34 protein-coding genes are annotated in these 26,175 nt (G+C 35.6%); 11 read left to right on the plus strand and 23 right to left on the minus strand.

Features of this window, described 5'->3' with window-relative positions:
• Positions 1-222: 222 nt before the first annotated feature.
• A complete protein-coding gene (locus tag OXQ85_RS19190) occupies positions 223-702 on the minus strand; it encodes an NmrA family NAD(P)-binding protein (RefSeq protein ID WP_346659723.1) in 480 nt (159 codons plus the stop codon).
• Between OXQ85_RS19190 and OXQ85_RS19195 the strand changes: the two genes are divergently transcribed.
• The gene (locus OXQ85_RS19195) at positions 697-882 is read left to right on the plus strand and encodes a hypothetical protein (RefSeq protein WP_267406565.1); all 186 of its coding nucleotides are present in this window, start codon (positions 697-699) and stop codon (positions 880-882) included. The genes OXQ85_RS19190 and OXQ85_RS19195 overlap by 6 nt on opposite strands.
• A gap of 96 nt (positions 883-978) precedes the next feature.
• On the opposite strand, the gene OXQ85_RS19200 is transcribed toward OXQ85_RS19195, so the two are convergent.
• Positions 979-1,335, minus strand: coding sequence for a helix-turn-helix domain-containing protein (locus tag OXQ85_RS19200; protein ID WP_259113298.1), 357 nt, complete (start codon positions 1,333-1,335; stop codon positions 979-981).
• Between the two features lie 79 nt (positions 1,336-1,414).
• Between OXQ85_RS19200 and OXQ85_RS19205 the strand changes: the two genes are divergently transcribed.
• Positions 1,415-1,771, plus strand: a complete 357-nt coding sequence (locus OXQ85_RS19205; protein WP_267406567.1) for a hypothetical protein — start codon at positions 1,415-1,417, stop codon at positions 1,769-1,771.
• 180 nt (positions 1,772-1,951) lie between these two features.
• Here the strand turns inward: OXQ85_RS19205 and OXQ85_RS19210 are convergent, their stop codons facing one another.
• The 4 genes from OXQ85_RS19210 to OXQ85_RS19225 form a co-directional block, all read right to left on the minus strand.
• Entirely contained in the window at positions 1,952-2,188 is a 237-nt protein-coding gene (locus OXQ85_RS19210) for an alpha/beta hydrolase (RefSeq protein ID WP_267406568.1), read from the minus strand.
• On the minus strand, positions 2,185-2,808 hold the full coding sequence (locus OXQ85_RS19215; RefSeq protein WP_267406569.1) for an alpha/beta fold hydrolase: 624 nt from the start codon (positions 2,806-2,808) through the stop codon (positions 2,185-2,187). The genes OXQ85_RS19210 and OXQ85_RS19215 overlap by 4 nt, the downstream gene beginning before the upstream one ends.
• 225 nt (positions 2,809-3,033) lie before the next feature.
• On the minus strand, positions 3,034-3,378 hold the full coding sequence (locus tag OXQ85_RS19220; RefSeq protein ID WP_267406571.1) for a DMT family transporter: 345 nt from the start codon (positions 3,376-3,378) through the stop codon (positions 3,034-3,036).
• A gap of 467 nt (positions 3,379-3,845) precedes the next feature.
• Positions 3,846-4,916, minus strand: a complete 1,071-nt coding sequence (locus OXQ85_RS19225) for a nitronate monooxygenase (RefSeq protein WP_267406572.1) — start codon at positions 4,914-4,916, stop codon at positions 3,846-3,848.
• 116 nt (positions 4,917-5,032) lie between these two features.
• Between OXQ85_RS19225 and OXQ85_RS19230 the strand changes: the two genes are divergently transcribed.
• The 3 genes from OXQ85_RS19230 to OXQ85_RS19240 all read left to right on the plus strand — a co-directional run bounded on the left by OXQ85_RS19230 (position 5,033) and on the right by OXQ85_RS19240 (position 8,263).
• Positions 5,033-5,449, plus strand: a complete 417-nt coding sequence (locus tag OXQ85_RS19230) for a LysR family transcriptional regulator (protein WP_267406574.1) — start codon at positions 5,033-5,035, stop codon at positions 5,447-5,449.
• A gap of 43 nt (positions 5,450-5,492) precedes the next feature.
• Positions 5,493-5,912 carry a LysR substrate-binding domain-containing protein gene (locus OXQ85_RS19235; protein ID WP_276590742.1) on the plus strand — a complete coding sequence of 140 codons (420 nt, stop codon included), beginning with the start codon at positions 5,493-5,495 and terminating at the stop codon, positions 5,910-5,912.
• Positions 5,913-7,234: 1,322 nt separating this feature from the next.
• Positions 7,235-8,263 carry a hypothetical protein gene (locus OXQ85_RS19240; protein ID WP_267406575.1) on the plus strand — a complete coding sequence of 343 codons (1,029 nt, stop codon included), beginning with the start codon at positions 7,235-7,237 and terminating at the stop codon, positions 8,261-8,263.
• A gap of 241 nt (positions 8,264-8,504) precedes the next feature.
• On the opposite strand, the gene OXQ85_RS19245 is transcribed toward OXQ85_RS19240, so the two are convergent.
• From OXQ85_RS19245 to OXQ85_RS19260, 4 genes are all read right to left on the minus strand, one after another.
• The gene (locus OXQ85_RS19245; RefSeq protein ID WP_267406577.1) at positions 8,505-8,822 is read right to left on the minus strand and encodes a glycoside hydrolase family 95-like protein; all 318 of its coding nucleotides are present in this window, start codon (positions 8,820-8,822) and stop codon (positions 8,505-8,507) included.
• The gene (locus OXQ85_RS19250; RefSeq protein WP_267406578.1) at positions 8,819-9,064 is read right to left on the minus strand and encodes a hypothetical protein; all 246 of its coding nucleotides are present in this window, start codon (positions 9,062-9,064) and stop codon (positions 8,819-8,821) included. The genes OXQ85_RS19245 and OXQ85_RS19250 overlap by 4 nt, the downstream gene beginning before the upstream one ends.
• Before the next feature lie 24 nt (positions 9,065-9,088).
• On the minus strand, positions 9,089-10,900 hold the full coding sequence (locus OXQ85_RS19255) for a glycoside hydrolase family 95 protein (protein ID WP_267406579.1): 1,812 nt from the start codon (positions 10,898-10,900) through the stop codon (positions 9,089-9,091).
• Between the two features lie 351 nt (positions 10,901-11,251).
• Entirely contained in the window at positions 11,252-12,262 is a 1,011-nt protein-coding gene (locus OXQ85_RS19260) for a serine hydrolase (protein ID WP_267406581.1), read from the minus strand.
• A 265-nt stretch (positions 12,263-12,527) separates the two neighbouring features.
• Here OXQ85_RS19260 and OXQ85_RS19265 point away from each other — a divergent pair, with 265 nt between their 5' ends.
• Complete coding sequence (locus OXQ85_RS19265) at positions 12,528-12,749, plus strand: hypothetical protein (protein WP_267406583.1); 222 nt, start codon at positions 12,528-12,530, stop codon at positions 12,747-12,749.
• A 12-nt stretch (positions 12,750-12,761) separates the two neighbouring features.
• On the opposite strand, the gene OXQ85_RS19270 is transcribed toward OXQ85_RS19265, so the two are convergent.
• From OXQ85_RS19270 to OXQ85_RS19295, 6 genes are read right to left on the minus strand one after another with little or no spacing between them, the layout of a single operon-like run.
• Positions 12,762-13,430, minus strand: coding sequence for a hypothetical protein (locus OXQ85_RS19270; protein ID WP_267406584.1), 669 nt, complete (start codon positions 13,428-13,430; stop codon positions 12,762-12,764).
• Positions 13,431-13,461: 31 nt separating this feature from the next.
• Positions 13,462-13,665 (minus strand): winged helix-turn-helix transcriptional regulator, encoded by a 204-nt coding sequence (locus OXQ85_RS19275; protein WP_346659720.1) that lies wholly within the window; start codon positions 13,663-13,665, stop codon positions 13,462-13,464.
• A 14-nt stretch (positions 13,666-13,679) separates the two neighbouring features.
• Positions 13,680-15,269, minus strand: coding sequence for an MFS transporter (locus OXQ85_RS19280; protein ID WP_267406587.1), 1,590 nt, complete (start codon positions 15,267-15,269; stop codon positions 13,680-13,682).
• A 2-nt stretch (positions 15,270-15,271) separates the two neighbouring features.
• Positions 15,272-16,318 (minus strand): HlyD family secretion protein, encoded by a 1,047-nt coding sequence (locus OXQ85_RS19285; protein ID WP_267406588.1) that lies wholly within the window; start codon positions 16,316-16,318, stop codon positions 15,272-15,274.
• Positions 16,319-16,328: 10 nt separating this feature from the next.
• Positions 16,329-17,636 (minus strand): TolC family protein, encoded by a 1,308-nt coding sequence (locus OXQ85_RS19290; protein ID WP_267406589.1) that lies wholly within the window; start codon positions 17,634-17,636, stop codon positions 16,329-16,331.
• A 13-nt stretch (positions 17,637-17,649) separates the two neighbouring features.
• A complete protein-coding gene (locus OXQ85_RS19295) occupies positions 17,650-17,907 on the minus strand; it encodes a hypothetical protein (protein WP_267406591.1) in 258 nt (85 codons plus the stop codon).
• Positions 17,908-17,999: 92 nt separating this feature from the next.
• Here OXQ85_RS19295 and OXQ85_RS19300 point away from each other — a divergent pair, with 92 nt between their 5' ends.
• Positions 18,000-18,779, plus strand: coding sequence for an AraC family transcriptional regulator (locus OXQ85_RS19300; protein ID WP_267406592.1), 780 nt, complete (start codon positions 18,000-18,002; stop codon positions 18,777-18,779).
• Positions 18,780-18,886: 107 nt separating this feature from the next.
• Here the strand turns inward: OXQ85_RS19300 and OXQ85_RS19305 are convergent, their stop codons facing one another.
• From OXQ85_RS19305 to OXQ85_RS19315, 3 genes are read right to left on the minus strand one after another with little or no spacing between them, the layout of a single operon-like run.
• Complete coding sequence (locus OXQ85_RS19305) at positions 18,887-19,273, minus strand: VOC family protein (protein WP_267406593.1); 387 nt, start codon at positions 19,271-19,273, stop codon at positions 18,887-18,889.
• 30 nt (positions 19,274-19,303) lie between these two features.
• Positions 19,304-20,068 carry an AraC family transcriptional regulator gene (locus OXQ85_RS19310; RefSeq protein ID WP_267406595.1) on the minus strand — a complete coding sequence of 255 codons (765 nt, stop codon included), beginning with the start codon at positions 20,066-20,068 and terminating at the stop codon, positions 19,304-19,306.
• Between the two features lie 14 nt (positions 20,069-20,082).
• Positions 20,083-20,409 (minus strand): helix-turn-helix domain-containing protein, encoded by a 327-nt coding sequence (locus tag OXQ85_RS19315; protein ID WP_259113264.1) that lies wholly within the window; start codon positions 20,407-20,409, stop codon positions 20,083-20,085.
• 118 nt (positions 20,410-20,527) lie between these two features.
• Here OXQ85_RS19315 and OXQ85_RS19320 point away from each other — a divergent pair, with 118 nt between their 5' ends.
• Positions 20,528-21,301 (plus strand): SDR family oxidoreductase, encoded by a 774-nt coding sequence (locus OXQ85_RS19320; RefSeq protein ID WP_267406598.1) that lies wholly within the window; start codon positions 20,528-20,530, stop codon positions 21,299-21,301.
• A gap of 186 nt (positions 21,302-21,487) precedes the next feature.
• Here OXQ85_RS19320 and OXQ85_RS19325 read toward each other — a convergent pair whose 3' ends face one another.
• The 4 genes from OXQ85_RS19325 to OXQ85_RS19340 form a co-directional block, all read right to left on the minus strand.
• On the minus strand, positions 21,488-22,408 hold the full coding sequence (locus OXQ85_RS19325) for a helix-turn-helix domain-containing protein (protein WP_267406599.1): 921 nt from the start codon (positions 22,406-22,408) through the stop codon (positions 21,488-21,490).
• A gap of 53 nt (positions 22,409-22,461) precedes the next feature.
• Positions 22,462-23,235 (minus strand): SDR family NAD(P)-dependent oxidoreductase, encoded by a 774-nt coding sequence (locus OXQ85_RS19330; RefSeq protein WP_267406600.1) that lies wholly within the window; start codon positions 23,233-23,235, stop codon positions 22,462-22,464.
• 122 nt (positions 23,236-23,357) lie between these two features.
• Positions 23,358-23,561 carry a helix-turn-helix domain-containing protein gene (locus OXQ85_RS19335; RefSeq protein WP_267406601.1) on the minus strand — a complete coding sequence of 68 codons (204 nt, stop codon included), beginning with the start codon at positions 23,559-23,561 and terminating at the stop codon, positions 23,358-23,360.
• Positions 23,530-23,703 carry a hypothetical protein gene (locus OXQ85_RS19340; protein WP_267406602.1) on the minus strand — a complete coding sequence of 58 codons (174 nt, stop codon included), beginning with the start codon at positions 23,701-23,703 and terminating at the stop codon, positions 23,530-23,532. Before OXQ85_RS19340 ends, OXQ85_RS19335 begins: the two co-directional genes overlap by 32 nt.
• A 125-nt stretch (positions 23,704-23,828) precedes the next feature.
• Here OXQ85_RS19340 and OXQ85_RS19345 point away from each other — a divergent pair, with 125 nt between their 5' ends.
• From OXQ85_RS19345 to OXQ85_RS20735, 3 genes are all read left to right on the plus strand, one after another.
• Positions 23,829-24,425: an NAD(P)H-dependent oxidoreductase gene (locus OXQ85_RS19345; protein WP_267406603.1), complete on the plus strand. Its 597-nt coding sequence runs from the start codon at positions 23,829-23,831 to the stop codon at positions 24,423-24,425.
• A gap of 314 nt (positions 24,426-24,739) precedes the next feature.
• Positions 24,740-25,678 carry a helicase C-terminal domain-containing protein gene (locus OXQ85_RS19350; protein ID WP_346659721.1) on the plus strand — a complete coding sequence of 313 codons (939 nt, stop codon included), beginning with the start codon at positions 24,740-24,742 and terminating at the stop codon, positions 25,676-25,678.
• 57 nt (positions 25,679-25,735) lie between these two features.
• Positions 25,736-26,107, plus strand: a complete 372-nt coding sequence (locus tag OXQ85_RS20735; protein WP_346659722.1) for a hypothetical protein — start codon at positions 25,736-25,738, stop codon at positions 26,105-26,107.
• The last annotated feature ends 68 nt before the right edge of the window (positions 26,108-26,175 follow it).

The raw sequence follows: 26,175 nt of genomic DNA on the forward strand, positions 1-26,175 counted from the left end.
TTCAATAATATCAGCAGTATTAATTTTTTTTGTCCATACTTTTTAGGTTTGCACAAAATTCTGAAGACATTTAAAAGTTTACAATAACTAACAAAATTGTGAGTCATTCCAAAATTACTGCAGGAAGCTTAATAACAGATCTATTGTTGACAGCTATTTGTTACTTTAAGAAAATTCTGTTGTAATTGGACTTTTAATGAAATGTAGTGGAAAAGCGGAGATCTAGAATAAAATCTTTTCGCCTTTCCAAGAAGTATTAAGAAGAAACTGTTCCCAAGTTAAAGCATTTGGATCTATTTTTCGACTCCATTCCCAATCATGGTCTTTACTGAAATAACCATATTCCACCGCATATTTTGCCATGTCCAGAATTTCATTAGAACTCAATTCCGGAAAATGATCAATCATTTCTTGATGATTATAGGTTGAGCTGTATATTGCTTTTTTTCCTGTGATTTTTACAAATGTCTCAACTATTTCCTGAGGGGAAATAATTTCTCCGATTACAGGTAATGATTGTCCTATATATTTTTCAGGATTTGAAAAAATTTCTAAAACAGCTGGTCCGGTCGCTGTTAAAGGATCAACGAAAGGTGCACGAAAATCCTTCGGCAAGTAAATCGGAAAAACAGTGTATTTTCTTTTATCATTGGAATATAAAATTCTAACAGGTTGGTAAAGAAGAAAGACATAAGTATGAATGAACTTTTAATCGGCAGTGTTCGAATATATGTTTCCACTTTGGCTTTATTGGTAAAGTGTGGTGCGCATAATCTTCCTTCTGTGATTTCCTCCACATTCTCCAGACTACTGAAAATTATATGTTTAACACCCGCTTCAACAGCAGCATCTGCCAATTCTTTTCCTAATTCAAACTCGTGATTGGCAGGAGGAGTAATATTGGGTGTTACTATGAAAACACCATCAGATTCACGAAATGCTTTTACAAAATCATCTTTGTGTCCGATAGTCTTTATTTTAATTCTCCCAATTTCGAGTCCAGGTATTTAATACTTCTGCTATGGATAGAAGTTCAGCCCCTTTTTTTGTGACAGAATAAACAATTTGTACTGGTATAGTGTTTTCAATAGGTCTTTTGATAATTAGGTCTTTTTTAACAAGGTCATCAATTCTTGATGCCAGCATATGTTCAGATACGCCAGGAACTTTTTTTAAAAGAGCTGAAAACTGGTTATGACCCAATGAGACTTCGTATAGTATTGCCATGAGCCATCGTCTTCCGAGAAAACTGAAAGTATCATTCACACTACAGCTGGCTGTTAGATTTTTTTTATTTTCTTGATTTGTAGAGCTTTCTTTTGTATAATTTTTCATAAGTAACTAATAAAAAAATGAGTTATTGTAAATGAGATGTCTCCGATATACATTTGTAACAAAGTTAAATAAATAGAAAATGGAAATAATAACACTAGCAATGCCAATAGTTACAGATAACTTTGAGGGCACAGTAGATTTTTATAAAAAAATTACAGGTAAAGAGGTCAGCGTTTCCGCTTCGCATGATGGGTACCAATTAAAAATGGTTGATCGTTTTGTTATTTTGGGAGCAGTTGATGGTCCAGAAGCTTTGGAGATACCCAGTTTGGTAGATGCAATTTTTGTTGTGGATGATCTCGATGCATACTGGAGAATACTTGAAAAAGAGTCAAAAAAGATCATTATACCTGTCAATAGAGTCAGTACTGGTATCCGTTTCATTGTTGAACAAAATGATGGAAAAGTAGTTGAGTATCTTCAGCTTAATAGATAATAAAAATTTATCGTTAAACTCTAATTTAATTTTTTAGGATATTTTAGAGATTTGGTTAATGGTATAATTGTGGAGTTTTTAATTAACTTCGTAGATTATTAATACTATATAAAGAAATGTATTACTAATAATTGGTCCTTTAGTAATAGCTATTGACAGTGGGCTGCAAATGAAGATGGATTAATCTTCATTATTAATCCGTGCTAGGAAACTTCTCATTAAGCTGATAACTTTGTTTTTTGTTTCATCCAAAATAAAGTGACCACCGTCAACGATGTGCACTTCTGCAGACGGAACATCTTCTTTATACTTCCATGCTCCAGCAACAGTAAATGAGGGATCATATTTTCCCCAGATCACAAGCATCTTTGGCTGATTCTTTTTCAGCCATTTTTGCCATTCGGGATACAATTTCACATTCTTTGATAATCGTGAAAAAGGTTCAGCTGAATATCTGCCATTCCTGGTTTATTAAGAAACAGATATTCATCCGTATATGAATCCGGGTCTATTTTTTCGGGTGTTGGTGTATTTCCAATGTGCCTTTGTTTGGTGGCTTCGAAACTGATAAAGTTTTTCTTTACAGCATCATAGTACTTTTCCTTATCATTCCAAAAAGCCTTCCTTGTTTCCCATAAAGGAGAGAGTCCCTCAATGTGAGAAACCGCATTTTGTACGATAATGGCTTGTATCTTATCAGGATTTTTCTCCGCAATTCGCATTCCTATCGGACCTCCATAATCCTGCTGAACCAATATGAATTTATCTATTGAAAGAGCTACAATAAAATCATTTACATATGATGCTAAATTATCGAACGTATAATTGAAATCATTTGCGGGTGGTTGACTGCTATGTCCAAAACCAATGTAGTCTGGTGCTACAACATAGTAATTATCTGACAGCCCTTCAAGCATAGGCTGCCACATACGAGAGGAAGACGGAAAACCGTGTAATAGTAGCAGGGTCGGATTTTTAGGATCACCGGCTGCACGGTAAAAGACTGTCTGTCCATCAATTTCAACAGTGTGATACAAAACTTCAGCAGACTTAATTTTTTTTCAATTTTAGCTTTCATAGATTGCTGTGCTTTTACATTGCTTAATACCAAAGTGAGTAAAAAAAAGCAAAGAACAATTTTCTTCATTTAAATTTAATATTTATTTTCTCATTATTAGAAATACACCTGTCATCATAAAAAACAGTCCTACTAGGCGTTGTGGTTGGATAGTTTTACCTTTGCATTAAACAATCCATAATGATCAGTTAGCACTGCACATAATATCTGACCTGTTACAATAAGGCCTATTGAAGTTCCTACACCCAATTTCTGTGTTAAGATCGTTATCATTATGACATAAAAAGCTATAATGATCCACCTGAATACCCGCTAGGATGGCAGACAGTAACTGTTGAGATGAAGGGAACGCTGTTCTGCTTAGTAAAAAAAAGATCAGCATGCCGGCAAAACCCACTGTAAATATCATCAGTGCGTTTATAAAAGGATGACCGACACTCTTAGTGAATGCGGAATTTGCAGCCGCCTGCACAGGAATAAGAGTACCTGTGAATAAAGCTAGAATTAAATAGGCAATTTCATTTTTCATACAACAGTTTTTCAATTCATTGGTAAAACTTTTAAAATTTACCAGTTCCAGTCATCTGACCTTCAAAATCTCCAATTAAATGGAATGTCGTTGATGTGACAGACCAGTATCTATTAGATCTAATCAACTTAATGATTATATTATAAAGGCTTTTTCACAGCTCACCTGTTAGAAACTGCGCGCGTCCCAAACCAAACGACCAGTCTTCCTTTGTATTTTCACTCAGTGAAATAATAAGATCCGTGGGAGAGATACCAATCTCCTCAAGTTTTTGGCTCATTACGGCATACATTTTCTCCTTTTGTTCTCGATTACGACCCTGATGGGTAATCTGAAGAATTACTATTTTATCAGAACGTTGGTAACCAAGTCCTGTGTCTAAGGCTTTTATAAGTGCTTTTTATGCTCGTGAATAATCTGGTACCGATCCAGTTCTGGAGCTTCAAAAGTTTCTATTATTCTTTATTTTAATTATTACTATATTCTTCCGTTTCTTCAATCAAACGCCTCAAAAGAACAGCAGTAGATGATTCACTAGAATTCCTGAAGTTCTTGCCTGCCCAAATATTGACAAAGTCTGTATTATGATTGATTTTTGATATTCTCCTTAATTCCGCGGTCAATTTATTCTGAAAGGGAAAGGGGAGGATGTTTACCGTATCATCAATGGCTTGTGTAAAAACATTTTTAATTCCGCTTGCATATCTACCTGAAAAACTCTTAGTAAGAACAATATCGTTATCACCAATAGCTTTGAGCCTGCTTTTTTCTACCTTGGTTAAAGCACTTTCTGGTGTCCCTAATAGTAAACTTCCGACCTGATAGCCTTGAGCACCATTGCTTTGGGAGTTTATGATTTGATGACCTGTATAAACACCACCAGCGTAGATCAGAGGTATTGAAACAACTGCTGAAACCTTCTGTAAAAGCGCAATTCCCGGATCACCAATCGGTTTTTCGGCTAAGAAGTTACCTCTGTGCCCTCCGGCTTCTGATCCTTGAACACAGATGATATCTATACCATATTTTTCAAGTTTTACAGCTTCTTGCACTGTTGAGCAGGTACCTATAAGTATTACTTTATTTTCCTTAAGTTTTTGGAGGCTAACCTTATCGGGTATTCCGAATGTAAAACTCAGTATTTTACAATCTGCTGAAATAATGACATCGATCAAATCCCTATATCCTGAGAATTTCAGATCATCGATTTCGGGAAGTACTACATCCAGCTGGTGCTGTTGAGCTAAAGTTTCTATAAAGGATTTTACCCGTTTATAATTATCCTTTAATTTCTGATCGATCACCGGTAGATCATATACAAAAATATTAGCTGCAAATGGTTTGTCAGTACGTGTTTTGACTAACTCTATTAGTTCAATGCATTTGTCCGCTCGTAGATCCGCCATCGGTAAAGACCCGAGACATCCCACCTCTGAGGCAGAGACAACCATTTCCGGTGTGGAGACTCCAAACATTGGTGCTTGAATGATCGGATATTGTGTTTTTAGAATCTCTGTAACTTTATTTTGCCAATTCATTTTTTCTTATATAATAATTTGTTAGTGAATCGTGTATACAAATTTCTTTATAAATTTGCATTGTTGCAAACGATTAATAATGATAGGTATTTCATTATTAATGCTAAATATATCCAATGAATATCAATGATCTTAAATTATTCGAAGCCGTTGCTGAGTATGGTAGCTTTACAAAAGCTGCTGCTATCAATAATACTGTTCAGTCTAATGTTTCTGCTCGTATCAAATATCTGGAAGAGTTTTTTAAAACAAAGTTGCTCATCAGATCGACTCGCAAAATTGAGCTGACCGACGAAGGTATGGAGGTGTTAAGAAGTGCAAAAGAGATTCAATTGGTCATCAACAGGGCTAAAAATTCTATCACCCAATTATCTTCTCCACTACACGGCACTATAAAGATAGGATGTCTACAAACTACAGCCGCATTTCGTACACCGGGGATTTTACAGAATTTTTCCGATGACTACCCTGAAGTATCTTTTAGGCTAAAGACGGGTACATCAGAAGATCTGATAAGATGTACTCAACTATAAGCTGGATGGTGCCTTTGTTTCTGGAAACGTCGATCATAGAGATCTGGAAATTCAGAATGTCTTTATGGAAGAGCTCAGCATTGTGACGTCCAACCTAGATGGAAAGTCAATATTTGGCAAACTACCTGTTAAGTTGATCGTTTTTAGCAAGGGGTGTTCGTACAGGGAGATTCTTGTCTCAATTCTGGAGCAAAAAAAAATAGATTCTTATAAAATCATTGAGATAGATACTCTGGAAGGAATTATAAACTCCGTGGAGGCCGGTGTTGGAATTACACTTCTGCCGACGGAGCTGATCAAAACAAATTACTCATACAGATCTTTGAATATGATCAGCCCGATAAAAAGGTTTTTGAATTGTCATACACAATTCATTAAGCGAAAAGATTTTCCCATGGAGCCCATATATGAGCTATTTTTCGAGAGCATCGTTAAGGGATATTCTAAAACTGCAGATTTCTAAATTATAATTTACAGATGCATGCTAATGCACCCATTAAATAACAATTCGCAACCAGACGGTCGATATTTCCAAGGAGTATATTATCAACGATTAAGTGATATTAGACAAGAGATAAAGATTTCTGTTCAAGCATCAACGTTTCCAACGCTTATGGGTCCATAGCCAAAGATGTGGTTCATCAATGATATTATGGGAAAGCAACTCTACATATTTTCTTGTTATTTCCCCCCTCGTTAAAAAAAAATTACTGAACCTGAGCATATAGGAATGAATTTCACCCTGTAATATCCTTTGGATGATTGCTTAACATTTAAGTAGACCACTGCTGCATTATTTGCTCTGGCCAATTTTTCCATACCTGAGAAGATATAGGTATCCTGGTTTAAAAACTTAAATTTATATTTGTCATCTGTTATCTGTGGACATTGATCTGTAAGAAATAGATAGATCGCGGAGGTGGAACGGTGTGACAAAAAATGTCTGACTACTGATCTGTCTGATACTAATTTCATTCCAAAGCGTGAACGCAGCGCAATCATCAATCGGTTGATCACCTTAGAATTGAGCGGCTTGTACACCGCATAAAGATCGTACTTTACTTTACGAGCCATAAGATTCATCATTTCCCAGTTACCACAATGTCCCATGCAGGCAATCACATTATTTCCGGAGTTGAGGTGTTCTTCTATTATCTCTAAGTTTTCGAATACAATTTTTTATCTAAAACATCTACAGGAGCAGATAGTTTTTATAAGTTCAATAAAATGTCCTGTAAAGTGTCCATAAAACTTCTTAGATATGCTTTGGATCTAATTGTAGCGAAGATCAGGAAACGACCGGGCTATATTTTGTATAACGATATCTCTCCTGTATCTGATCATATAGTAGATAATAAAGTACCCCAGGTCACTGATTATATACAAATATCTGATAGGTAGAAGGCTTAAGAAGTAGATAATCATATACAGGACCTTAAAGGTAGAGTTCTGACAAATCTGTTTAATAGGACTAAAGTCTTTTTACTCACCTTTATGTACGGAATTATCCCTGCTCAAAGTGAATCAGAGAACATTGCACAGCAGCAGGCCTTCTACAAACGTAGTTCTACATTTAATAGAAGTCTAAAAACGGTGAAAGTTGACAGCTTTGATTACTTCGTCAAATCAGAGGACATCCTTCTAAAAAATGATGAAAATCAACTTATTGGTACCATTTACAGCTTTTCCTATTTGAAAAGAGATGCAGATGAAAAACGGCCTGTCACCTTTGTATTCTTGTTTTTGTAGATCCCATAGGCACTGGCTATAGTAGAATCTTAGGATATGGCCATTTATGGTGTAGAGCAAGATGCGGAAAGCCTTTCTCAATTTATAGAGCGTTGGTTAATAAAGCATAAACACTGGGATTCACCAAAATATTTGATAGGTGAAAGTTATGGAAGCGGCAGGGTGTCACTGATAGCAAAAAACCTAACAGGAGGTCCTTTGTATCCAGGAAAACTAAGAGGAATAACAATCAATGGGATCATCATGTTAGGCAACAATTTAGTATATGTCAAACCAGTGCAGAATACAGACTCCAGAATAAGTACTCTAGCTGATGAACTTCCAAGTTTAGCATCGACGGCTTGGTATCATCAAAAGGCAGGTCAACATTTAGCTTTAGATGTGTTTTACAAGGAAGCCAAGAGCTTTGCTGACAATGAGTACCGCAAAGTGTTGATGACCATTTTAAACAAGAAAGAGATTTCAGCAGAAAAGAGAAAAGAGATCATTGAAAAGTTAGCTTATTTTACAGGTTTGGAAAAAGGACTTTTCAAAGATGAACTGTACATATCAAAAGAAAAATTTGCAACGAACTTGATATCCGGCACTCAGATAGGACTGTATGACAGCAGATACACTTGGACCAATACAGTTAAGACCATCAATGATCCTGTCGCAAATGATGCAGCTATGGCTCAATATACCCCGGTCTTTGTCGGAAGTTTTAATAAATATCTCCAGAATGACCTTTCAATTGATATTAGTGATCCATACAAGATCATAAGCTGGAAAAACCTTAACTTTAATTGGGACTACAATAGGAGCAATGTATCTGATAAACATAGGTTTGTAGATGATCTGAGTGATGTGATGGCAACAAATAAATACCTTAAACTGCTTGTTGCATCTGGGTATTATGATTTGATTACCACTCCTTCCGCAGCTTTTAATGTATTACAAAATTCATCAGTTGATCAAAACAGGGTAATATTTAAAAATTACAAATCAGGCCATATGTTGTACATAGGTAAAACAAGTAAAGAATTTTCAGACGACATTCGCGACCTGATCTTACTTGTAAAATAAGATTATTAAATCAGAAAGAGATCCGTTAGGATCTCTTTCTGATTTAATAAAGATATGCATTGTTGAAATTATATTAAGGGTTAAAAAGATTCGACTGGCAAATATCCATTGATTAGAAATGAAAAGTTGGAAGACATAGGATTCAGTATGGAATTTAATGAAAGCACCAAACACCGAGACACAACCCAACCAAAAGTTCCAACAAAGTGTTGTGTCCTTTTCCCCAATGGCACTGTAAAAATTATTTCACTTCATAAATATAAGTTTTTCCTTTCTCTGTCAGTAAGTCAAAATCATTTGTTGCCGGCACGGTGCTTTCAGTCAGATCAGCTTTGTCAGAAATCAGAGGTGCTTTGATGGCGTTAACCTGATAATATTCATTCATATTTTCGCCTTGTGCAGGGTTTAATTGAGTCTTAGTTGAACCTGAAGCTTTTAAAGAAACTGTAGAATCTAATTTGAGTCTTGCGTTCCCACCTAAAGTAGATTTGATGGTCAGTTTTGTCAGCTTGGAATTTTTCCAGTCCATATCGATTTCAAAGCCACCTCTTGCTTTCAATCCTTTTTTACAGAGCCGTTTGGTAATGCATCGGGAAGGGCAGGCAAAAGATAGATATAGCCGTCATAACTTTGTAAAAGCATCTCAGCAATCCCTGACGTACAGCCAAAATTGCCATCAATCTGAAACGGCGGGTGCGCATCCAAAAGATTAGGATAAGTTCCCCCGGATTGTCCTTTGGTTTCCATCGGCGTTGGCGTCAACTGGTCTGAAATCAATTTAAAAGCACGGTTTCCATCCAATAATCTTGTCCACCAGTTTACCTTTCAACCCATCGACCAACCTGTGGATTTATCACCACAGTAAATCATAGAATTCTTTGCTGCTTTCGCTAAATTCGCGTTTCTGAACGGCGAAATCTGACCTGATGGAAACAAACCGTACAGATGAGAAATATGCCTGTGCTTATCATCCGTTCTGTCCATATCGGTGAGCCATTCCTGCAACTGGGAGTGTTGCCCGATTTGCATTGGCGGAAGTTTGTTTAACGCCGATTTTATCTTATCCGAAAGACCTTTGTCCAGATTTAAGGCTTTGGAAGCATTGATGAAATTATTAAACACATCAAAAACCAACTGGTTGTCCATCGTCGTTCCTGCAGTGATGCTTACATTTTTAAAGTACTTATTTTCGGGAGACATTGATGGCGATACAACGAGATATTTTTTCGAAGGGTCTTGTTGGAGTACATCCAAATAAAATAAGGCGCATCCTTTCAAAGCTTCGTAGTTTTTCTTTAGAAATTCTTTATCTCCGGTGTACAGATAGTGATTCCAGACGTGTTGGGTCAGCCACGCACCGCCCATCGGCCACATTCCGTAGAAGCCGCCGTCCACAATGCCGGTAATTCTCCAAAGGTCGGTGTTGTGGTGCATATTCCAGCCTCTTGCGTGGTACATTTCTTTGGCAGATTCTTGTCCGGTAACCGCCAGATCCTGAATCATATCAAACAAGGGTTCGTGCATTTCGGAAAGATTGGTGTTTTCTGTCGGCCAGTAATTCATTTCTGTGTTGATGTTCACCGTGTATTTGCTGTCCCAAGCCGGATTTAGTTGATAATTCCAGATTCCCTGAAGGTTTGCGGGTTGCGTTCCCTGTTGGGATGAGGAAATCAAAAGATATCTTCCGAACTGGAAATACAGAGCCACCAAATCCGGGTCGCTGGAATTTTCGAACTCTTTGATTCTATTTAAAGCTGACTTCAAATACTCTGAAACTCTCTCATCAGGATTTCCACTAAGGTCATTATATTTTTTAAAATTCGTGGCGATAGAAACATAAATGACCACTTCATCTGCTCCTGAAATTTCAATTTTATCTTTTGATGAGGTTAATTTTCCTCCTTTTAAAACTGGAAGAGCAACGATTTTAAAATTTATTTTTCCAGTTTTGTTATCAATCGAACTGCTCCTTCCGTTAATCATCAACTGATTTTTCTCTGTAAAAATCGAATTGATTTTATGTGGAGTCGAAGCATTTAATGAAAAATTTAAACTTCCTTTTTTGCTGGAAGATAATTTTACCATAATCACATTATCGGCAAAAGAGGAGAAAATTTCACGTTTGAAAGTCACTCCATTCACTTCATAAGAAACTGTGCTGATTGCTTTTTCAATGTCTAAAGTTCGATTATAATTTTTAAAACTTTCATGATCTTTAAAATCCAGAAATAAATCGCCCATCGTTTGGTAAGACATTCCGTAATTCAGATCTTTCGGAGCCTGTCTTGGATACGTTCTGTTGGAAACATTCTGAGCTTCCGGAAACTGGTTTTCATTCAGCAGTTTTCTGATTTTCTGGATGCTGTCGAAAGTATTTTTCGGAACATTATTTCCCGGTTCACCTGCCCAAATGGTTTCTTCATTCAGTTGAAGATGTTCCTGAATGGCGCCGCCACGAACCATTGCACCGAGTTTGCCATTTCCGATAGGCAAAGCTTCGTTCCAGTTTTCTGTTGGTTTATTATAGGTTAATTTTAAATTCTGTTGTGCGGTGAAATTAATTGAAATCAAAATAGCAACGATACTGTAAGTTCTGCTTTGTCTGATCATTTTCTTTGTAATATTATAGAAGATCATGCGGGAAGATTAGCAATTAACAATGTTTAAATACATGGATTTTCAAATAAGAGACTATTTTCAATGAATAGACAGTAAATCCAACTTAAAATCTAATCAGGTATAATAGAATTTTAGCTTTTAGCTAAATTACTGCAAACGACAAAATAAAGTATCCTGTACTTTTGGCTTGCGAAAATTTTTTCTTGAAATTTTATATACAATTATTCAATAGTGCTTACCATCGTTGAATTAGAAGAAAAGACGGATACTTATATCAAAAAATCCTTATCAGCCACAAAACCTTACTGAATAATTTAAGATAAGCAGTACTTGCACAGAAAGTATTGAATCCAAAAACTAGCGAAATGATTATTTTTGGCTACCAGAATTTAAAGCAGGTATAATATATTTGATTAATACTTCTTTAGAGTCATTTTCAATATCCCAATTATTATAATTACCTGCTGTTATTACCACCAGTAGATTTAGTGGACTGCAAAAGAATATCCTTTGGCCTCCATTGCCCTTAGCTTCCTGAATATCTACTTGTTTATTGCCCACAGATTCTGTGTAGGTCCAAAATTGAAAACCGTACCCTGCATTTTTGTCTTTTCCAGAGGGTCTTTTCACTGATGGATTTAAGGATTGTTCAATCCATTGTTTGCTTAAGATAATATTTTTTGTATCTGACATATACAGCATCGCAAATTTAAGCAGGTCTCTGGAAGACAAGCGGAGACCTGATGCGGCGGCAGGCATATTTTCACCTAGCGATGACCAAGTAAATTTATTTATGCCTAAAAGTTTGAATAATTCTTTTTCAGCAAATTGATCTATTGGCACACCACTTACAATTTTTATTATTTCAGCTAATAATTGCGTATTGCCTCCATTGTAATTCCAAACTTTACCTGGTTCTGTTATCATTTGTCTTCCTAGAATGAAGCCGATCGGATCGGAGCTTTCATCCATTCTTAACTCTGTATTTCGTGGGTCACGATAAGAAACATCTTCATTCCATTCCAATCCGCTGGTCATCGTCAATAGATGACGGATTGTTATTTTCTTCTTGTTATTATCAAATTTATTTTCATATTTCTGTGCGAAATAATTATAAATGGGAGTGTCAATACTTTTAATTAATCCTTTCTGTAATGCGAGACCTATACAAGCGGAGATTATGCTTTTAGTGATGCTTCGGCAATCATGCAGATCATCTCTTGAATGCGTTATATATCCCAGTTTTTTACCTAATTTTTCATCTGTTCCGTCAAAATAATTTTCATATACCAAATTATCATCTTTAAGTATGAGAAGACTGTGAATAACTGCAATTGGACATACGGTCGATGAAACCTTGCTTGACAAACTTGCAGACAAACGTTTTCATTTACCCCACGATTATGGAGCAGGATTGCATGCCATGGCAGAAAAACTGTCTCATGAATGATCCAATTCAAGAGCTCTTTTAATCGATGAGGTTAAGAAAGATGTGTCCAAACAGTTTTCCGAGCAGGTCAAAACTTTAACCGAACAGTTATCTAAAAGAAACGAAGAATTCCAGAAACTTCAGGAATCTTCAGTCAAATAGCTTCAGGACACGCAGAAGAACTTTAGCGAGCAGGAAAAGCAACGAAAGGAAGAATTGGAAAGCTACAAAAAGGAGATGCATACCCTTCATGAGAGGAATATGCAGTCTGCTATCAATGAAAAGACAATTTCATTGAAAGTAGGAATGGAATCTCTGCAAAAAGAAAATTTAAAATTAAGTGCCGAAATAGAGCGAAGCAAAAATAATTATACAAAAGTAGTTATCGCTGCTATTGTAGCTATTGTTATTGGTTTTGCATTGGCTAAAGCTTTTTAAAAGTTCTTAAGGTTATTTTAATTCTTTAATTTCTGCGGTAACTTTTGTTAGCCGAATATCAATTGCTCCAGCCAGTAAATAAGGAGCGATAAATAGTAATATCCATTCTAAACTACTTTTATGCAATAGATCATCATTCTCAAGGTATTCTTTCTTTGAACCTTTAAGTTCATCCAAATAAAAACCCGTAGATTTTCTTACCTGTTGTACATAACGATCATCTGTAGAATTTAAGAACTTATCATAGGAGAGTGATAAAGTATCAATATAATTAAGATATTTATCAACCAAAATAGTATCCCGGTATCTTAAAATATCTTTTGAATACCATTCAAAGAATTGTCCGGCTTTTATAAAACTTTTAGCTTGCTTTTGATCATTAAATTCTGAATATTTGAAACCGTTTATGGTATCGGAAAAATATTTATATTGATTTCCTGCACTTTCTGTCAAACCATCGTAACTAAATATTAGTGGTTGCTCAAAATAATTTGTTCGGGCTGTTGAAAATTCTTTTCTAAGAGAAGTCATAGAACCTATGATACCAATGAAACCTAAGGAGACCCAAAAATAATCTATTCTCTTCCAAAATTTTTTCGATTGTGGTCTTCCATATATTAGTACAGCATGAAAAACCACTATTAATAAAATTAGAACTACAAAAGGATATAAAAAATTCATAGATAGAAATGTAATTAAAGTTATTTATTGTTTAAAATACGAACTTTTGGGCAGGTAGAAAAAAGATAGGCTCAAGTTTCCTTCCTTTAGCAGTTAAATTATATTCAACGGCCGGTTGAGCAGTGGCAAAAGCTGTACGGGTTACGATGTCGTTTTCTTCCATGTTTTTCAGTTTTTTTTTTACCCGTATTCTTGTCTTGATCTTAAATTCATCCATAAGAAACTTTAAATACATTCAAAATATGATTTTCAATAAGGCATATTACCTTTTCTTAATCTCAAAACAACATTTTGAATGTGAGGTAATAATAGTAAAATAACGATGACGAAAATCACAGCCGTTAGCATCAAATCATAATAATCTCTAGTAGCACGAGCCAATATCTGATGTCCTACCATTTGATTGAAATAGCCTGTGGATACTGCTTTTGAGGTATAGATATCGCTACCTGCATTCATGTATTGATTTTGAATATCCAGTAAGACAGTTGGTAATTGAGGGTTGGTTTCCGTGAGTGATTCCCGGATCTTTTCTCGAACTCCTGATTTTGCAAATAATTGAAGTTCGTTATTCAATGCCAGACTAGCCGTAAACCCTATAAACCTAGCCAATATACCAACAAGCGATGCATTGATCGCAATTTTGAGAGGCGCCGATGAAGCGGTAAATGATACAATCGGAACAAATAAGACTCCTGTTGCCACACCATAAATAAACATCGGTAGAATGAAATCAATTGTTTCGCCCTGTACAGAAACAAATAGTATCATATAAACATAATAGATCGCCATTATTCCAAAGCCAATAATAATCATTCTTATCAAGTTGTAACCCATCAAGATAAATCTGGAAGTAATGAACATACTTAGTGTAGTTCCAAAAATTACAGCCGTCCATATAGGAATGGTGCTCAGTGGGTCATTTCCTAAAATTACTTCAAGATAGCCATAAGCAAGTCCTGTACTTCCTTTAAAAATATAAAATGTAAAAAGTAGTAATAGGCCAATGACAAAATTCTTTGTCTTGAAAATCTGTAAGTTAATTAAAGGTCGTTTAAGCTTCAATTCTCTAATGATGAAAAGCGAAAGAATAATTAGATTGATTACACTAAGACTAGTAATTAATGAACTACCGAACCATCCTAATTGTCGTCCGTACACTAGAATGTATCCCATGATTAAGATAAAAGATACGTAAAACAGATAGCCCATCCAATCTACCTGATAAAGTGGTATCTTTTTGGTAAACCTGGCTTTACTGTTCATTGTTAGCAATACAGTAATTGTTAGAATCATGAGTATGACAATAAATCCGTAGAATAGCCAGTTAAAATCAAAGAAATGAATAACAACGCTGGTAAAAATAGAATAAGAAGGAACGGCAATCTGTATGCTGCCATACAGTAGACTAAAAGCAATTACACGGGCACGTACAGACTGTAATCTTGGAAAAATCATTTGTAAGACGATACCTGACATCAATGCACAGGTAATCCCTTGAAAAAACTGGCAAATAACAAACAATGTCCAGTTTTTGAAATGAAAGCAAATAACGGAGCATATTGCATTTACAGAAATAGCAATCAGTAAATATTTCCTTGGCGCAAAATATTTTACTATACGGAAATCCAATGCTAAGAAAGCAACGGTAGAACCATACATGACTACCATACCATATTGCACATCTGTAGGTTGTATGCCGTAAAATCCCATCGTTGCAATAGGACTGCTGTAAAAAGAAAAGCTAAACAGACAGGTCATCAGGATAGAAAATATGACGGATCTCGCCACCCATTCTGATACCCAGTATTTGAAAATAGGTATTTTATGTGCTTGCATTATTAATCTTTTAAAACATAAACATTAGCATTCATTCCGGCAGAGAGTTTTCCTAATTTTTCAGGCGTATCAGTCAGTTTAATTCTTACAGGAATCCGTTGGATGATTTTGACAAAATTACCTGTAGCATTATCTGGAGGTAACAATGAATAACGTGAACCTGTAGTTGGGGAAAGTGATTCGATGGTACCATTGAATTTTTCATTCGGAAAAGCATCAGCTTCTATGGATACTGCCTGCCCGATTTTGAAGTTGCCAATCTGTGTTTCCTTAAAATTGGCAATCACCCATTTTTGCTCCGCTTTGTTCACTAAAAATGCCAATGTTTGTCCAGCTTGTACCAGTTGACCTTCCTGAATGGTCTTTTTACCAATTTGTCCATCAAAAGGTGCAGTGATAACCGTATATCCAATTTCCAATTCCTGTCTTTGAAGAAGTGTTTCTTTGATTTTTATCTCTGTCTGTATCGCATGCTGTTGAGCTTTAAAATCATTCAATTTGGATTCTGCTACTTGTAAAGAAGCTTTAGCCTGATCATAATCTGACTGTGCAATGGATAAAGAAGCACTGATTTTGTCGAATTTTTGTTGGGTGGTAGATTCATCCGCCAGTAGATTTTTATAGCGGTCAAATTCTTTTTGCTGCTGGTCCAATCTCGCTTTCGCTCCTGCCAATTGTGCGTTTATAACCTCAATACTTTTAAGTTGTGTTTCTTCGTTTGCGGTCAAAATAGGTAATTTGGCGTATGAACTCATAAGCTCTGCTGATGCAGCCTCTTTTTTCAGGCCATACTCGTCCAATTCAATGACAACAAGCGTATCCCCTTTTTTAACAAGCTGATTGTCTTTGTAATATATTTTTTTTATATAGCCACCCACTTTTGCGTTTATCGGAGAGAGATAAGCATCTACCTGTGCATCATTAGTTTGTTCATAGCGATATCCTTTAAAGAAATAGGTAGCTCCCCAAATAATGATCCCTACGAATAATGCGATACCAAACCATTTGGTTAGGCTTACAATAATTTTATCTGTTTTATTTTTGTTCATAATAGTTGTATTAAAGAATTCCTATAATTGCCAATAGTTTGATATGGGTTACTTTTACGTTTGTCTGTGCGGTTGTCAGATTAAATTTTGCTTCTAATAAAGCGTTTTCTGCTTCCAAAAGATCGGTCAGTAGCGATTCCTGATTTAAGTAACTACTTCTGATAACACGGACAGTTTCAGTCGTTTTAATGATATTTTGTTCTGCCATTTCCTCGCTCTCCAAAGCCTGTTGTTGCTGTAAATAAGCTTCTTTTACCTGAAGGGAGATTTCGTCCTTCTTTATTTCAGCTTTTTCCTTAGCCTGATTGCTGAGAACCTGGGCACGAGCAATGGTATGTTTACTTTTGTACAAATTATCAATCGAATACTGTACTTTAATTCCTGTCTGACCAAATCCCCACAGGTCATTTGAGTACGGATAAAAGGAAATCTGTGGATAGTTGTAATTATAATTAGAGTACAAAGAAACTTTGGGCAATAGTGTAGCTTTCATTTGCTTTACATTCAGTTCACTCCATTTGATATCACTATCAGCCATTTTAAACTCTGGAGATTTGTTGAAAGCAATGTTTACATAATCATTGTAGTTACCATCTGTGATAGCGTTTAATTCAATTGCATCTTCGTATTTGATCACCAGCTCCGTATCATTTACACGCCCCATCAGTATATTGAGCCTTTGTTTAGCTATTTCAATCTTCTTCGTCACATCGGAAAGATTAAGTTCCAGTTGAGACAATTTCACGGAAGTTCTCAGTACATCACTTTTTAGAACGATACCGTTTTTATGCAGACTTTCTATCAATCTCAATTGTTTTTTTTCTGCTTCAATCTCTGCATTAAGAAAATCATAGAAATGCAAAAACTTATATAAATCAAAATAAACAACTGTAACATTGTATTTTACACTGTGCTTTTGCAGATCCACTTCATATTGTTTCCGTGTCTCCTCTTCCTTTTTCATGACGATGTTCCTTTTATCCTTACCACCATTGGATAGGGTAAAGTTTAAATTGTAACCTACTCCGTATCCATATCTTTTTATAGGCACATTCTGCGGAGAAGAGAAGAATCCATTGTCATAAATCAGAAATTTGGAGTTGAGTTTTACGTCTCCACCGACTGAAAGTTCCGGTAATAAACGGTCTTTGGCTTCCAATATTTCTATTTTACTTTGCTGATAATTCATGTCAGATAGTTTCAGTTGTCGGTTATTTATTTCCGCAACTTTCCATATTTCTTCCAAACTTAAGGGTTGGACTTTTTCTGTATACTGAGCATAAATACACTGTGTAGATAACAGTAACAGTATGCTCAAAATCCGGGTAGTTTTATATCGTTTCATGAGCTTTCTTTTTATAAATGATAGTATCTTTCTTTGCTAACCATTGCTTTAGCATCTTTTTCAACTCCTCAAAAGCAAAGCTTAAATCGACCATTGGCATAAATGGACTGGAATAAGCACAAGACAGCCAGTAAATGTTGGCTTTATCAATTTCTTCATTTGTACGAGGTAATTTATTTTCGGATTTTTTGACTTGTGCTTCAAGTTCAAAATCTTTGTCGGGTTTTATGATTTTACGTTTCATAATAATTCTGGTACTATTAATACTGCAAAATTATTCAACACACTCCGCTTCATTTTTATATAATTAGCCTAATATTTGCTATATTTGGCCATATGGATATACTTAGTCAATTAATAAGTAGTGTGGATAAAAATCCCGATTCAATCCTCGTGATGAGACAACAGACGGAACAGCGTTTACCTGCTCATCAGCACGATAAGGCTCAGTTATTATTAGTGTATGGTGGGATTGCTTACTTGCAAACAGCCGAAAAGGATTTCTATATTCCATCCAATCATTATATCTGGATACCCAAAAACTATCCGCACAATCTGATGTTCAACACACAGGATCTGTATATCATCAATATTTACTTTCCAGAAAAAAAAGTGAGCGGTTTTTATGATGAACTGGGTATTTATCCTGTGAGCAAGTTGCTGGCGGAGATGCTCTCATTTAGTGAGAAATGGCAAGGTGATTATTACAAAGGTTCGTGGGAATTTGAATTTCTATCCATGCTTAAGAATGTATTATCAAAGGAAAATCTCAAAAAATTCTCCATTCAACTTCCCACAACGGACGATCAACGGCTCAATGTCATAATAGACAGTTTTAGAAATCGGTTAAATGAAAATCTAAATTTAGATAGTATTGCTCAGCAATCAGGAATGAGTGTGAGAAGTCTGACCAGATTATTCCAAACGAAATTACATATTACTTTTGTTCAATACTTAAAGATGCTGCGTATTATCAAAGCGATGGAATTGATAAAAGATACAGATCTGAACATTACCGAGATTGCCTATGAAATCGGTTATTCGAACATATCTGCTTTTAGCAATAATTTTCACCAACTGACCAATATGAGACCTACTGAATTTAAAACCAAATAAGAAAGACGACCGTAGTCGTCCTGTCTATAATCTTCCCTAAAATAGAGATAGTAATTTTTATTTATGTGATCTTAAATTCGGTGGTCTATTGGCAGCTGTTAGCTATATTATGCAATATTACCCTTGATTGGATTAACACTTATTTCTATCAGCAACTTTTCAAAAAAGAAATAGAAACCGAACGTGTTCCTGATTTTCTTAGGTTCACTTTCAAATTGTAAGTCAGCTTCTGTTTTTAGCTTTTCATAGACATCCCAAACTGCTTGCTCATCATTCTGATAAAATCCGATGTGGAAGTTCTCCGGATATTCAGGCATATTTTCCTTGTGGTTCAATTCCTGTCCCCAAACAACTAATGCAAAATTATGGTCGTTTTCCAGAACTGCCATTTTGTTGTTTCGATTGACAATTAAACTACAACCTAAATTTTTTGTAAATAAATTTACAGCTTTATTTACATCTTGTACAACGATGTTGATGTGGTTTAAATTCATTTTGTTCTTGTTCTTAATTACAGAGCAAAATTACTTTTCAGGCATCAGACTCAATTGGATAAATCGGTCGTTTTCGTTTTTATTTAAGATAATTGGTTTTACTCCTGCAAACTTCTTTACTTCCCTGATAAAATGAGATTGGTCTGCATAATCGAGTTGAGGGTAGAAATCCCCATTTTTTAATTGTTTTAATGAGTTGGAGAAACGGATAATATTGAGATAGGATTTAAGCGTTACGCCTAACCATTTATTGAAATAACGGTTCATTTGTCTGCTACTCCAAAAAACATTTTCTTCGAGTTCTTTTACAGTAATTTCTCCTTTAGAAGCATAAATGAGTTTAAATAATTTCTTTTTTCTGTCGTCTATTTCTTTAGATAATAGCGAAGAAATGATCTTAAAAGTTTTATGGTAAAATTGGTTGAAATCGTTCAGGTCATCTCTTGAAAATCCCCAGTAATCTGACGGCAGTGTTTTCTTCGTGTTATTTAAATCCGCAAAAGATTGTTTGAAAATATGTTCGGCAGCGATGGGATAAAAGCTGATTGCAAACATTGTAGATTTGGGAAATGGAGGTTTAGTGATCGGAGCAGAACATACTCCGGAAACGAAAATTTCAAAATTTCCATTTTCATCGGCTAACAGAAATAAATCTATTTTTCCATCTGGAACTATAATACCTTCTTTTTCTTCATCAGAATGGTTTTTTGCCATCCAGATACTTTCCACGATATTGGTTAGCGGTTCATCGGGTTGAATACAGATATATTCTAATTTATTTATTGGCAAATACATTTTTAATCAGGATGCTAATTGATATACTCCAATCCCCATTGATAAAGATCATTAATAATAGGCTCAAGTTTTCTTCCTTTAGCAGTTAAATTATATTCAACGGTCGGTGGTACAGTAGCAAAAGCTGTACGGGTTACGATGCCGTTTTCTTCCATATTCTTTAGTTCTTTCACCAGCATTCTTGTACTGATACCAGGAATCATTCTTTCCAGTTCTTTGAAACGCCTTTTTTCAGGAATCAGCGCATAAATAATGGACATTGACCATTTTCCGCCAATAATATCAAGGATTTTCTGAAGCTCACATTTATTTTCCGTTTTTTCAATAATTTCTTTTTCCATAACTGTATGATTTCCAGTAAAAGTTACTTTGGTGTTGCTAATATACAATCGTGTAACTACTTGCAAAAGTAAAGTAATGGAAATAGATTTGCAACATAATTTTTAAATATAATTAATTATGTATGATTCTTTAAAAGGAAAGGTAGCCTTAGTAACAGGCGGAACTAAAGGGATAGGTAAAGCAATTGCGGATAAACTTAGTGCTAGTGGAGCAATTGTTATAACAACTGCCCGTACAGAAGCAAACGACAACGCTAACAGCTATCATTTTATTGCTGCTGATCTTACTCAGGCAGACAGCGCAGAAAAAATTGCAAAGGAGATCCTGGAAAAATACGGTAAAATAGATATTATCGTTAACAATGCCGGAGCTAATTTAAGCCCCGGTGGAGGCTTTAATACATTGGAAGATGAGCACTGGTTAAAAGACTGGGAACTTAATTTCATGTCAGTTGTTCGTATGAACAAAGCCTTACTACCCACAATGCTTGAACAAAAGGAAGGTATCATCATCAATATTTCGACAGGAGCAGCCAAACAGCCCATCTGGGAAATGACCATGTCATATTCATCAGCGAAAGCTGCATTAAATGCTTATAGTAAAGCATTGGCAAATGAAGTAGGGTCTAAAGGAATAAGAGTGAATAGTGTATCCCCGGGTGTTGTAAGAACCCCGTTAATGAATGATTTTATTGAAAATATTGCTCAGCAGTCAGGAACTACTTTTGAAGAATCTTTCCAGAATGTGATTGATGCTGTTGGTGTGCCAATTGGAAGAATGGCTGAGCCTGAAGAGATTGCCAATACAGTGGCTTTCTTGGCTTCTTCAGAAGGATTGTATATAACAGGTGCTAATATTTCTGTCGATGGCGGGGCGTCACCAACAGTTTAATTGTTATAAATATTAGAGATAAAATACAATTTGTATAATTTAATCTATCAAAGCATTGATTTGACAATACAGTTAAATCAATGCTTTTTTAGTAATGGTAAGATGTAATGCCATCAGATGAAGAACTCTTTACTTATAATTTTATAATGAATATATTACCAAAAAGTATGGATTTCAAAATATATATCATTCAAATGAATTTCGAAATTCCAAAGGCGAGAGACCCGTCCTTACCCTGAACATCTTGCTGAAAGACTGTAGATGCTCAAATCCCAATTCATAAGCGATCTCAGCTACTGTTAGATTGGTGTTGGTCAATCGCTCCTTTGCTTTTTCAATGACTTTACCTCGGATATACTGCTGGGCATTCTGTCCAATTAGTGAGCGCAAGAGATCGCTCAGATATCCGGATGAGATTTTAAGCTGATCCGCCACATATTGCACAGTTGGAAGACCCTGGTGCAACGATAGTTGATTATTGAGATAATCCTCAAGGATACTTTCAGTTTTTTGAAGGATATCGTTATTAGCCACTTTTCTGGTGATAAACTGCCTTTTGTAGAACCTGTTGACATAGCTTAGCAACAATTCCAACTGGGCAATTACTACTTCTTGACTGAACTCATCTACGCGGCTGTTCAGTTCCTGCTCCATGATTCGATAAACTGATAGAATGATTTCCTTTTCACTGTCCGAAAGATGAAGCGCCTCGTTGGAGGCATAAGAAAAGTAGCTGTATTGTTTTATTTTTCGTGCGATGGGATGACCCAATAGGAAGTCAGGATGGATCAGTAAAATATAGCAATAGGTCTCACTATTGTAATCGGTGCTTCCCACCAGTTGGTCAGGTGCGAGGAACAACATACTGCCTTCATCGTAATCATAGTAATTCCTGCCATACTTTAATCTTCCTTTATTCCTGGTGATGAAGGTGATCTTATAAAAGCTCAGGATATCATAGATTGGTGCCATAGCCGTATTAAAAGGATTATCCTTGTTAAAATGGACAAGACTGATCAGCGGATGTTGCGGTGCAGGCAGTCCGAAAGCCTGATGGCTTTCTGATATCGAGATGAAGTGTACCAATTTATCGTCTTTGGATTTCATACTATAAATGTATAAAAAACCTATGACCAAAGATCATAGGTTTTATGTTAAAACTACCACGGAAGAACATTATCTTCTCCACTGAAATCAGCAGGACCTGTAAAGCTTCCGGTCGGAAGATATTCAGCCAGAGCAACTCTGATCGGTTCTTTTGAGCCTTCTTCTACTGAATCCGTTCCCTGAAAATTATTAAGCGCTGTGGCCGTAAATCCAGGGCTTACCAAATGAACTTTGATATTAGTGTCTTCCAATTCTATAGCCAGCGAAAGAAAAATTCCATTAAGTGCCGTTTTCGATGCGCCATAGACTGCATCAAAATTTGAGCGGTAAGGATTTTCCGGATTAGAATTAATGCCAAGTGAGCCTAAAGCACTGGAAACGGTTACAATCCTTGCGCTGTCTGCTTGATGCAACAGAAGCAAAAATGCCTGCGTCAATGCTAATGTTCCGAATACATTCGTATCCCAAACCGTCTTAAGCTCGCTGATTGGTGCAATACTCGCACGTTGCGCACCCAAAATTTCCTCCATCGTGCGTCCTGATAATCCAGTATGAGAGACTGCAGCATTGTTAACCAACAAGGTTAGATAGCCATGTTCTTTTTCGATGATCTTCACAGCTGCATTGATAGAATCTGAATCTGTAATATCCAGCTGAATCGCTTTTGCTGATCCACCCAGTTCTTCAACAGCCGTTTCACCTTTTCTAAGGTCACGAGAACCTACATATACAATGTAACCGTTCTCTACAAGGGCTTTAGCAATTTGAAATCCCACACCGGTATTGGCACCCGATACCAGTGCTACTTTATTTTCATTGTTCTGCATTATTTTAATGTTTTAAAATTGATGAAGCAAAGTTGGATATTAAAATAACAACGGGTGTATCCCAATCAAGACTAGTTGAAGCCCAATTGAAGATTATTAGATTTATTGTTTTAGACCTTGTATCAAAGAGTTTCTTTAAGCTTGTTTCGGTGCTGTTCTCCCCAGATACTTAATTCTGAGAGTACATTTTTTAATGTTCTTGTGTACTCAGTAGCTTCGTAGGTGATCGTTACAGGAGTTGTAGGATATACTTTTCTTTCAATAAAGAAATTGAGCTCAAGAGATTTGAGTTCATTAGACAAAACCTTCGGGGAAATACCTTCCATATCTCTTTGGATTATTAATAAGGCAGAGAATTAACGGCAGTTTCCATCTTCCGTTCAAAACGTACATGGCATCAATCACATTTTTAAGTGAAGACTGGCATTCCGCAGGACTTGGAAGAGCTTGATTTTCTGTTGTTTTCATTAATGCAAAGATAATCACTTTCCTAAAAGTAACTACTTTCCTTTAGGTAACTGCTATCTAAAATATAGCGGGTCAACCTAACTTTGTCCCATTAAAATTTTAGAAATTACATCAAAATGAAACGTATGTTACATTTAAAATCAAGCCTCTTGGGCAACTCTTCGTATAGCATTAAATTAGGCAATGAAATCGTTAATGAAGTTATCAGCAAATATCCAGGAAGTACAGTAGAAGAATTGGATTTGGTAGAAACACAAATGCCGCATCTGACTCCTGAGGTTCTTCAGACTTTTTTTATTCCTTCAAACCAGTTAACAGAAGAGCAAAGGGAGTTAATTCATCTTTCAGATCAACTCACTCAACAGCTTTTAAATTCAGATATCATTGTCATCGGAGCACCTTTAATCAACTTTACCATCCACAGTTCATTGAAAGCCTGGATAAACCATATAACAAGAGCTGGGATTACTTTCGGTTACGGTGATGATGGTCGTCCCGTAGGGAAGATTATAGGTAAAAAAGTCTATATCGCAATGTCTTCAGGAGGTATCTATTCTGAAGGACCCGGGAAAGACAACGATTTTGTAGCCACTTATCTTAAAGCCTTTTTAGGATTTCTGGGGATGACCGATGTAAGCGTAATCAGGGCAGAAGGGTTAAAAGTACCTGATGTTAAAGATTTTGCTATGGAGAAAGCATTTAGCAGTATTGAAATTGATTAAATTATTATGATTCATCCGTATAATTAGAAAGATGATATACAAAGCTGTCCAAATAAATGGGCAGCTTTTTTTATTGCCGTAAATGAATTGATTTAATCTTAATTACCGCTCTTTTTTTAAGGTTTTCAACTATTTATCCTTAGTTCTAATATTTTACACTTTAATATTATTCTGCAAGCAGACAATATTTCAATGTGACTTGGTAGCTTATCAGATTTTCTATAGCAAATCTATTCCGTTGTCAAGGCTGAAAAAAATCTTTTTGGGTATTATCTGAGTTTATTGATATAAAGGGGGAGGAGGATAACCCTGAATTGATTCGTCCCAATAAAATCAACAAAGAATATAAAATTGAACAAAATGATTTAACCGAAGAACAGTATGACTTACTAACAGATAACTTTGATGATACTCAAAAAGGTGCAATTTTAACTCATATTCTAAATGCGAGGCTTATAGCAATTTCACCATACCTGTCACCCTATTATAATGGAGAATTACCTTCAGTAAAAGAATTTATTGAAAATTCTCCTAAGCTGAATGAAACAATTAATCTCATACGACGGAATAAAATGGATATTCCTGATTCAGGTCAGATCATTTATTCTGAATTAGCGGTCTCAGAATTCCTTAAAATAAAGGATTATCTTGTAACTGAAGTAGGTTATAAACCAGAAGAAGTAGGTGTGATTACAGGGGCAACTACTAAGCCCAACAGATTGAAAATTCAGGATGATTTTAATTTAGGAAAAATTAAAATCATCATTGGTAGTGAAGCGATTCAGGAAGGAATGAACCTTCAGGAAAACACAACTGATCTGTATATGCTTTCTCTTCCCTATAATTTTACAACTTTGAGACAGGTTGAAGGTCGTGCCTGGCGACAAGGAAATAAGCACGAAAATGTTAGGGTAAACTTTATGCTTACTAATGACAGTATTGATGTTTGTATGCTTCAAAAGTTACAATCCAAACAAGCAAGATACTTGGAAGCAATGAAGAGAGGGGCGAATGTTCTAGATGTTTCTGATATAAGTACACAGGAACTCAAAACTTCTATTATAACTGATCCTGAAACGAGAGCAAACATTGAAATTGAACTCCTGAAGAAAAAGATAGAAATGGAGAAAAATAAGCATTTGGCAGATATAGCCTTGGTGCTGAGGAAGCATAATGAATTTCTGAAAGTGAAAGAGATGGTAACCAAAGCAGAGCTATCTTATAACAGGATTTTGGGATATTCAAATGATTAAGGTGAAAATTCGGGATATTGGAAAAACCAACTTTCTTCTTACCAGAAAACAATTGATTTGGCTAAAGCCGAAGTGCAAAAAACAATTGAATTGTTAGCTGAAAAAGGAGTCAATGTTGCAGAAATAGAAGCCCAAACAAAAACCACTGATGATAAAATTAGTGAGTTAGATAAAAAACTAGAAGAACTTCCTGATACTAAATCGAATTTAATTGTGAAGTATAAGAAAGAAAAAAATGAAAAATTGAAACAGAATCAAAATATTGATAACGTTAAAGAAAGGCTGGATGAAAATTTGAGATTATTTAAAATCATTAATAAATCAGAACTCAATAATTACAATGGTATAAGTCATCAAGCTAGGTCGCAAAGCAATTTGAGATTAAATTATGACGAAATAAAAAATAATACTGGACAAAAAAGGCGATAGACAAATGAATTTTTAAGCATTTAACTGGGTTGATAATTCCAATTTAGACTAATTCTTTCTTCTTTAAT

Origin of the sequence: Chryseobacterium sp. GM_Chr_2 (assembly GCF_026540445.1) — a bacterium.
GTDB lineage: Bacteria > Bacteroidota > Bacteroidia > Flavobacteriales > Weeksellaceae > Chryseobacterium.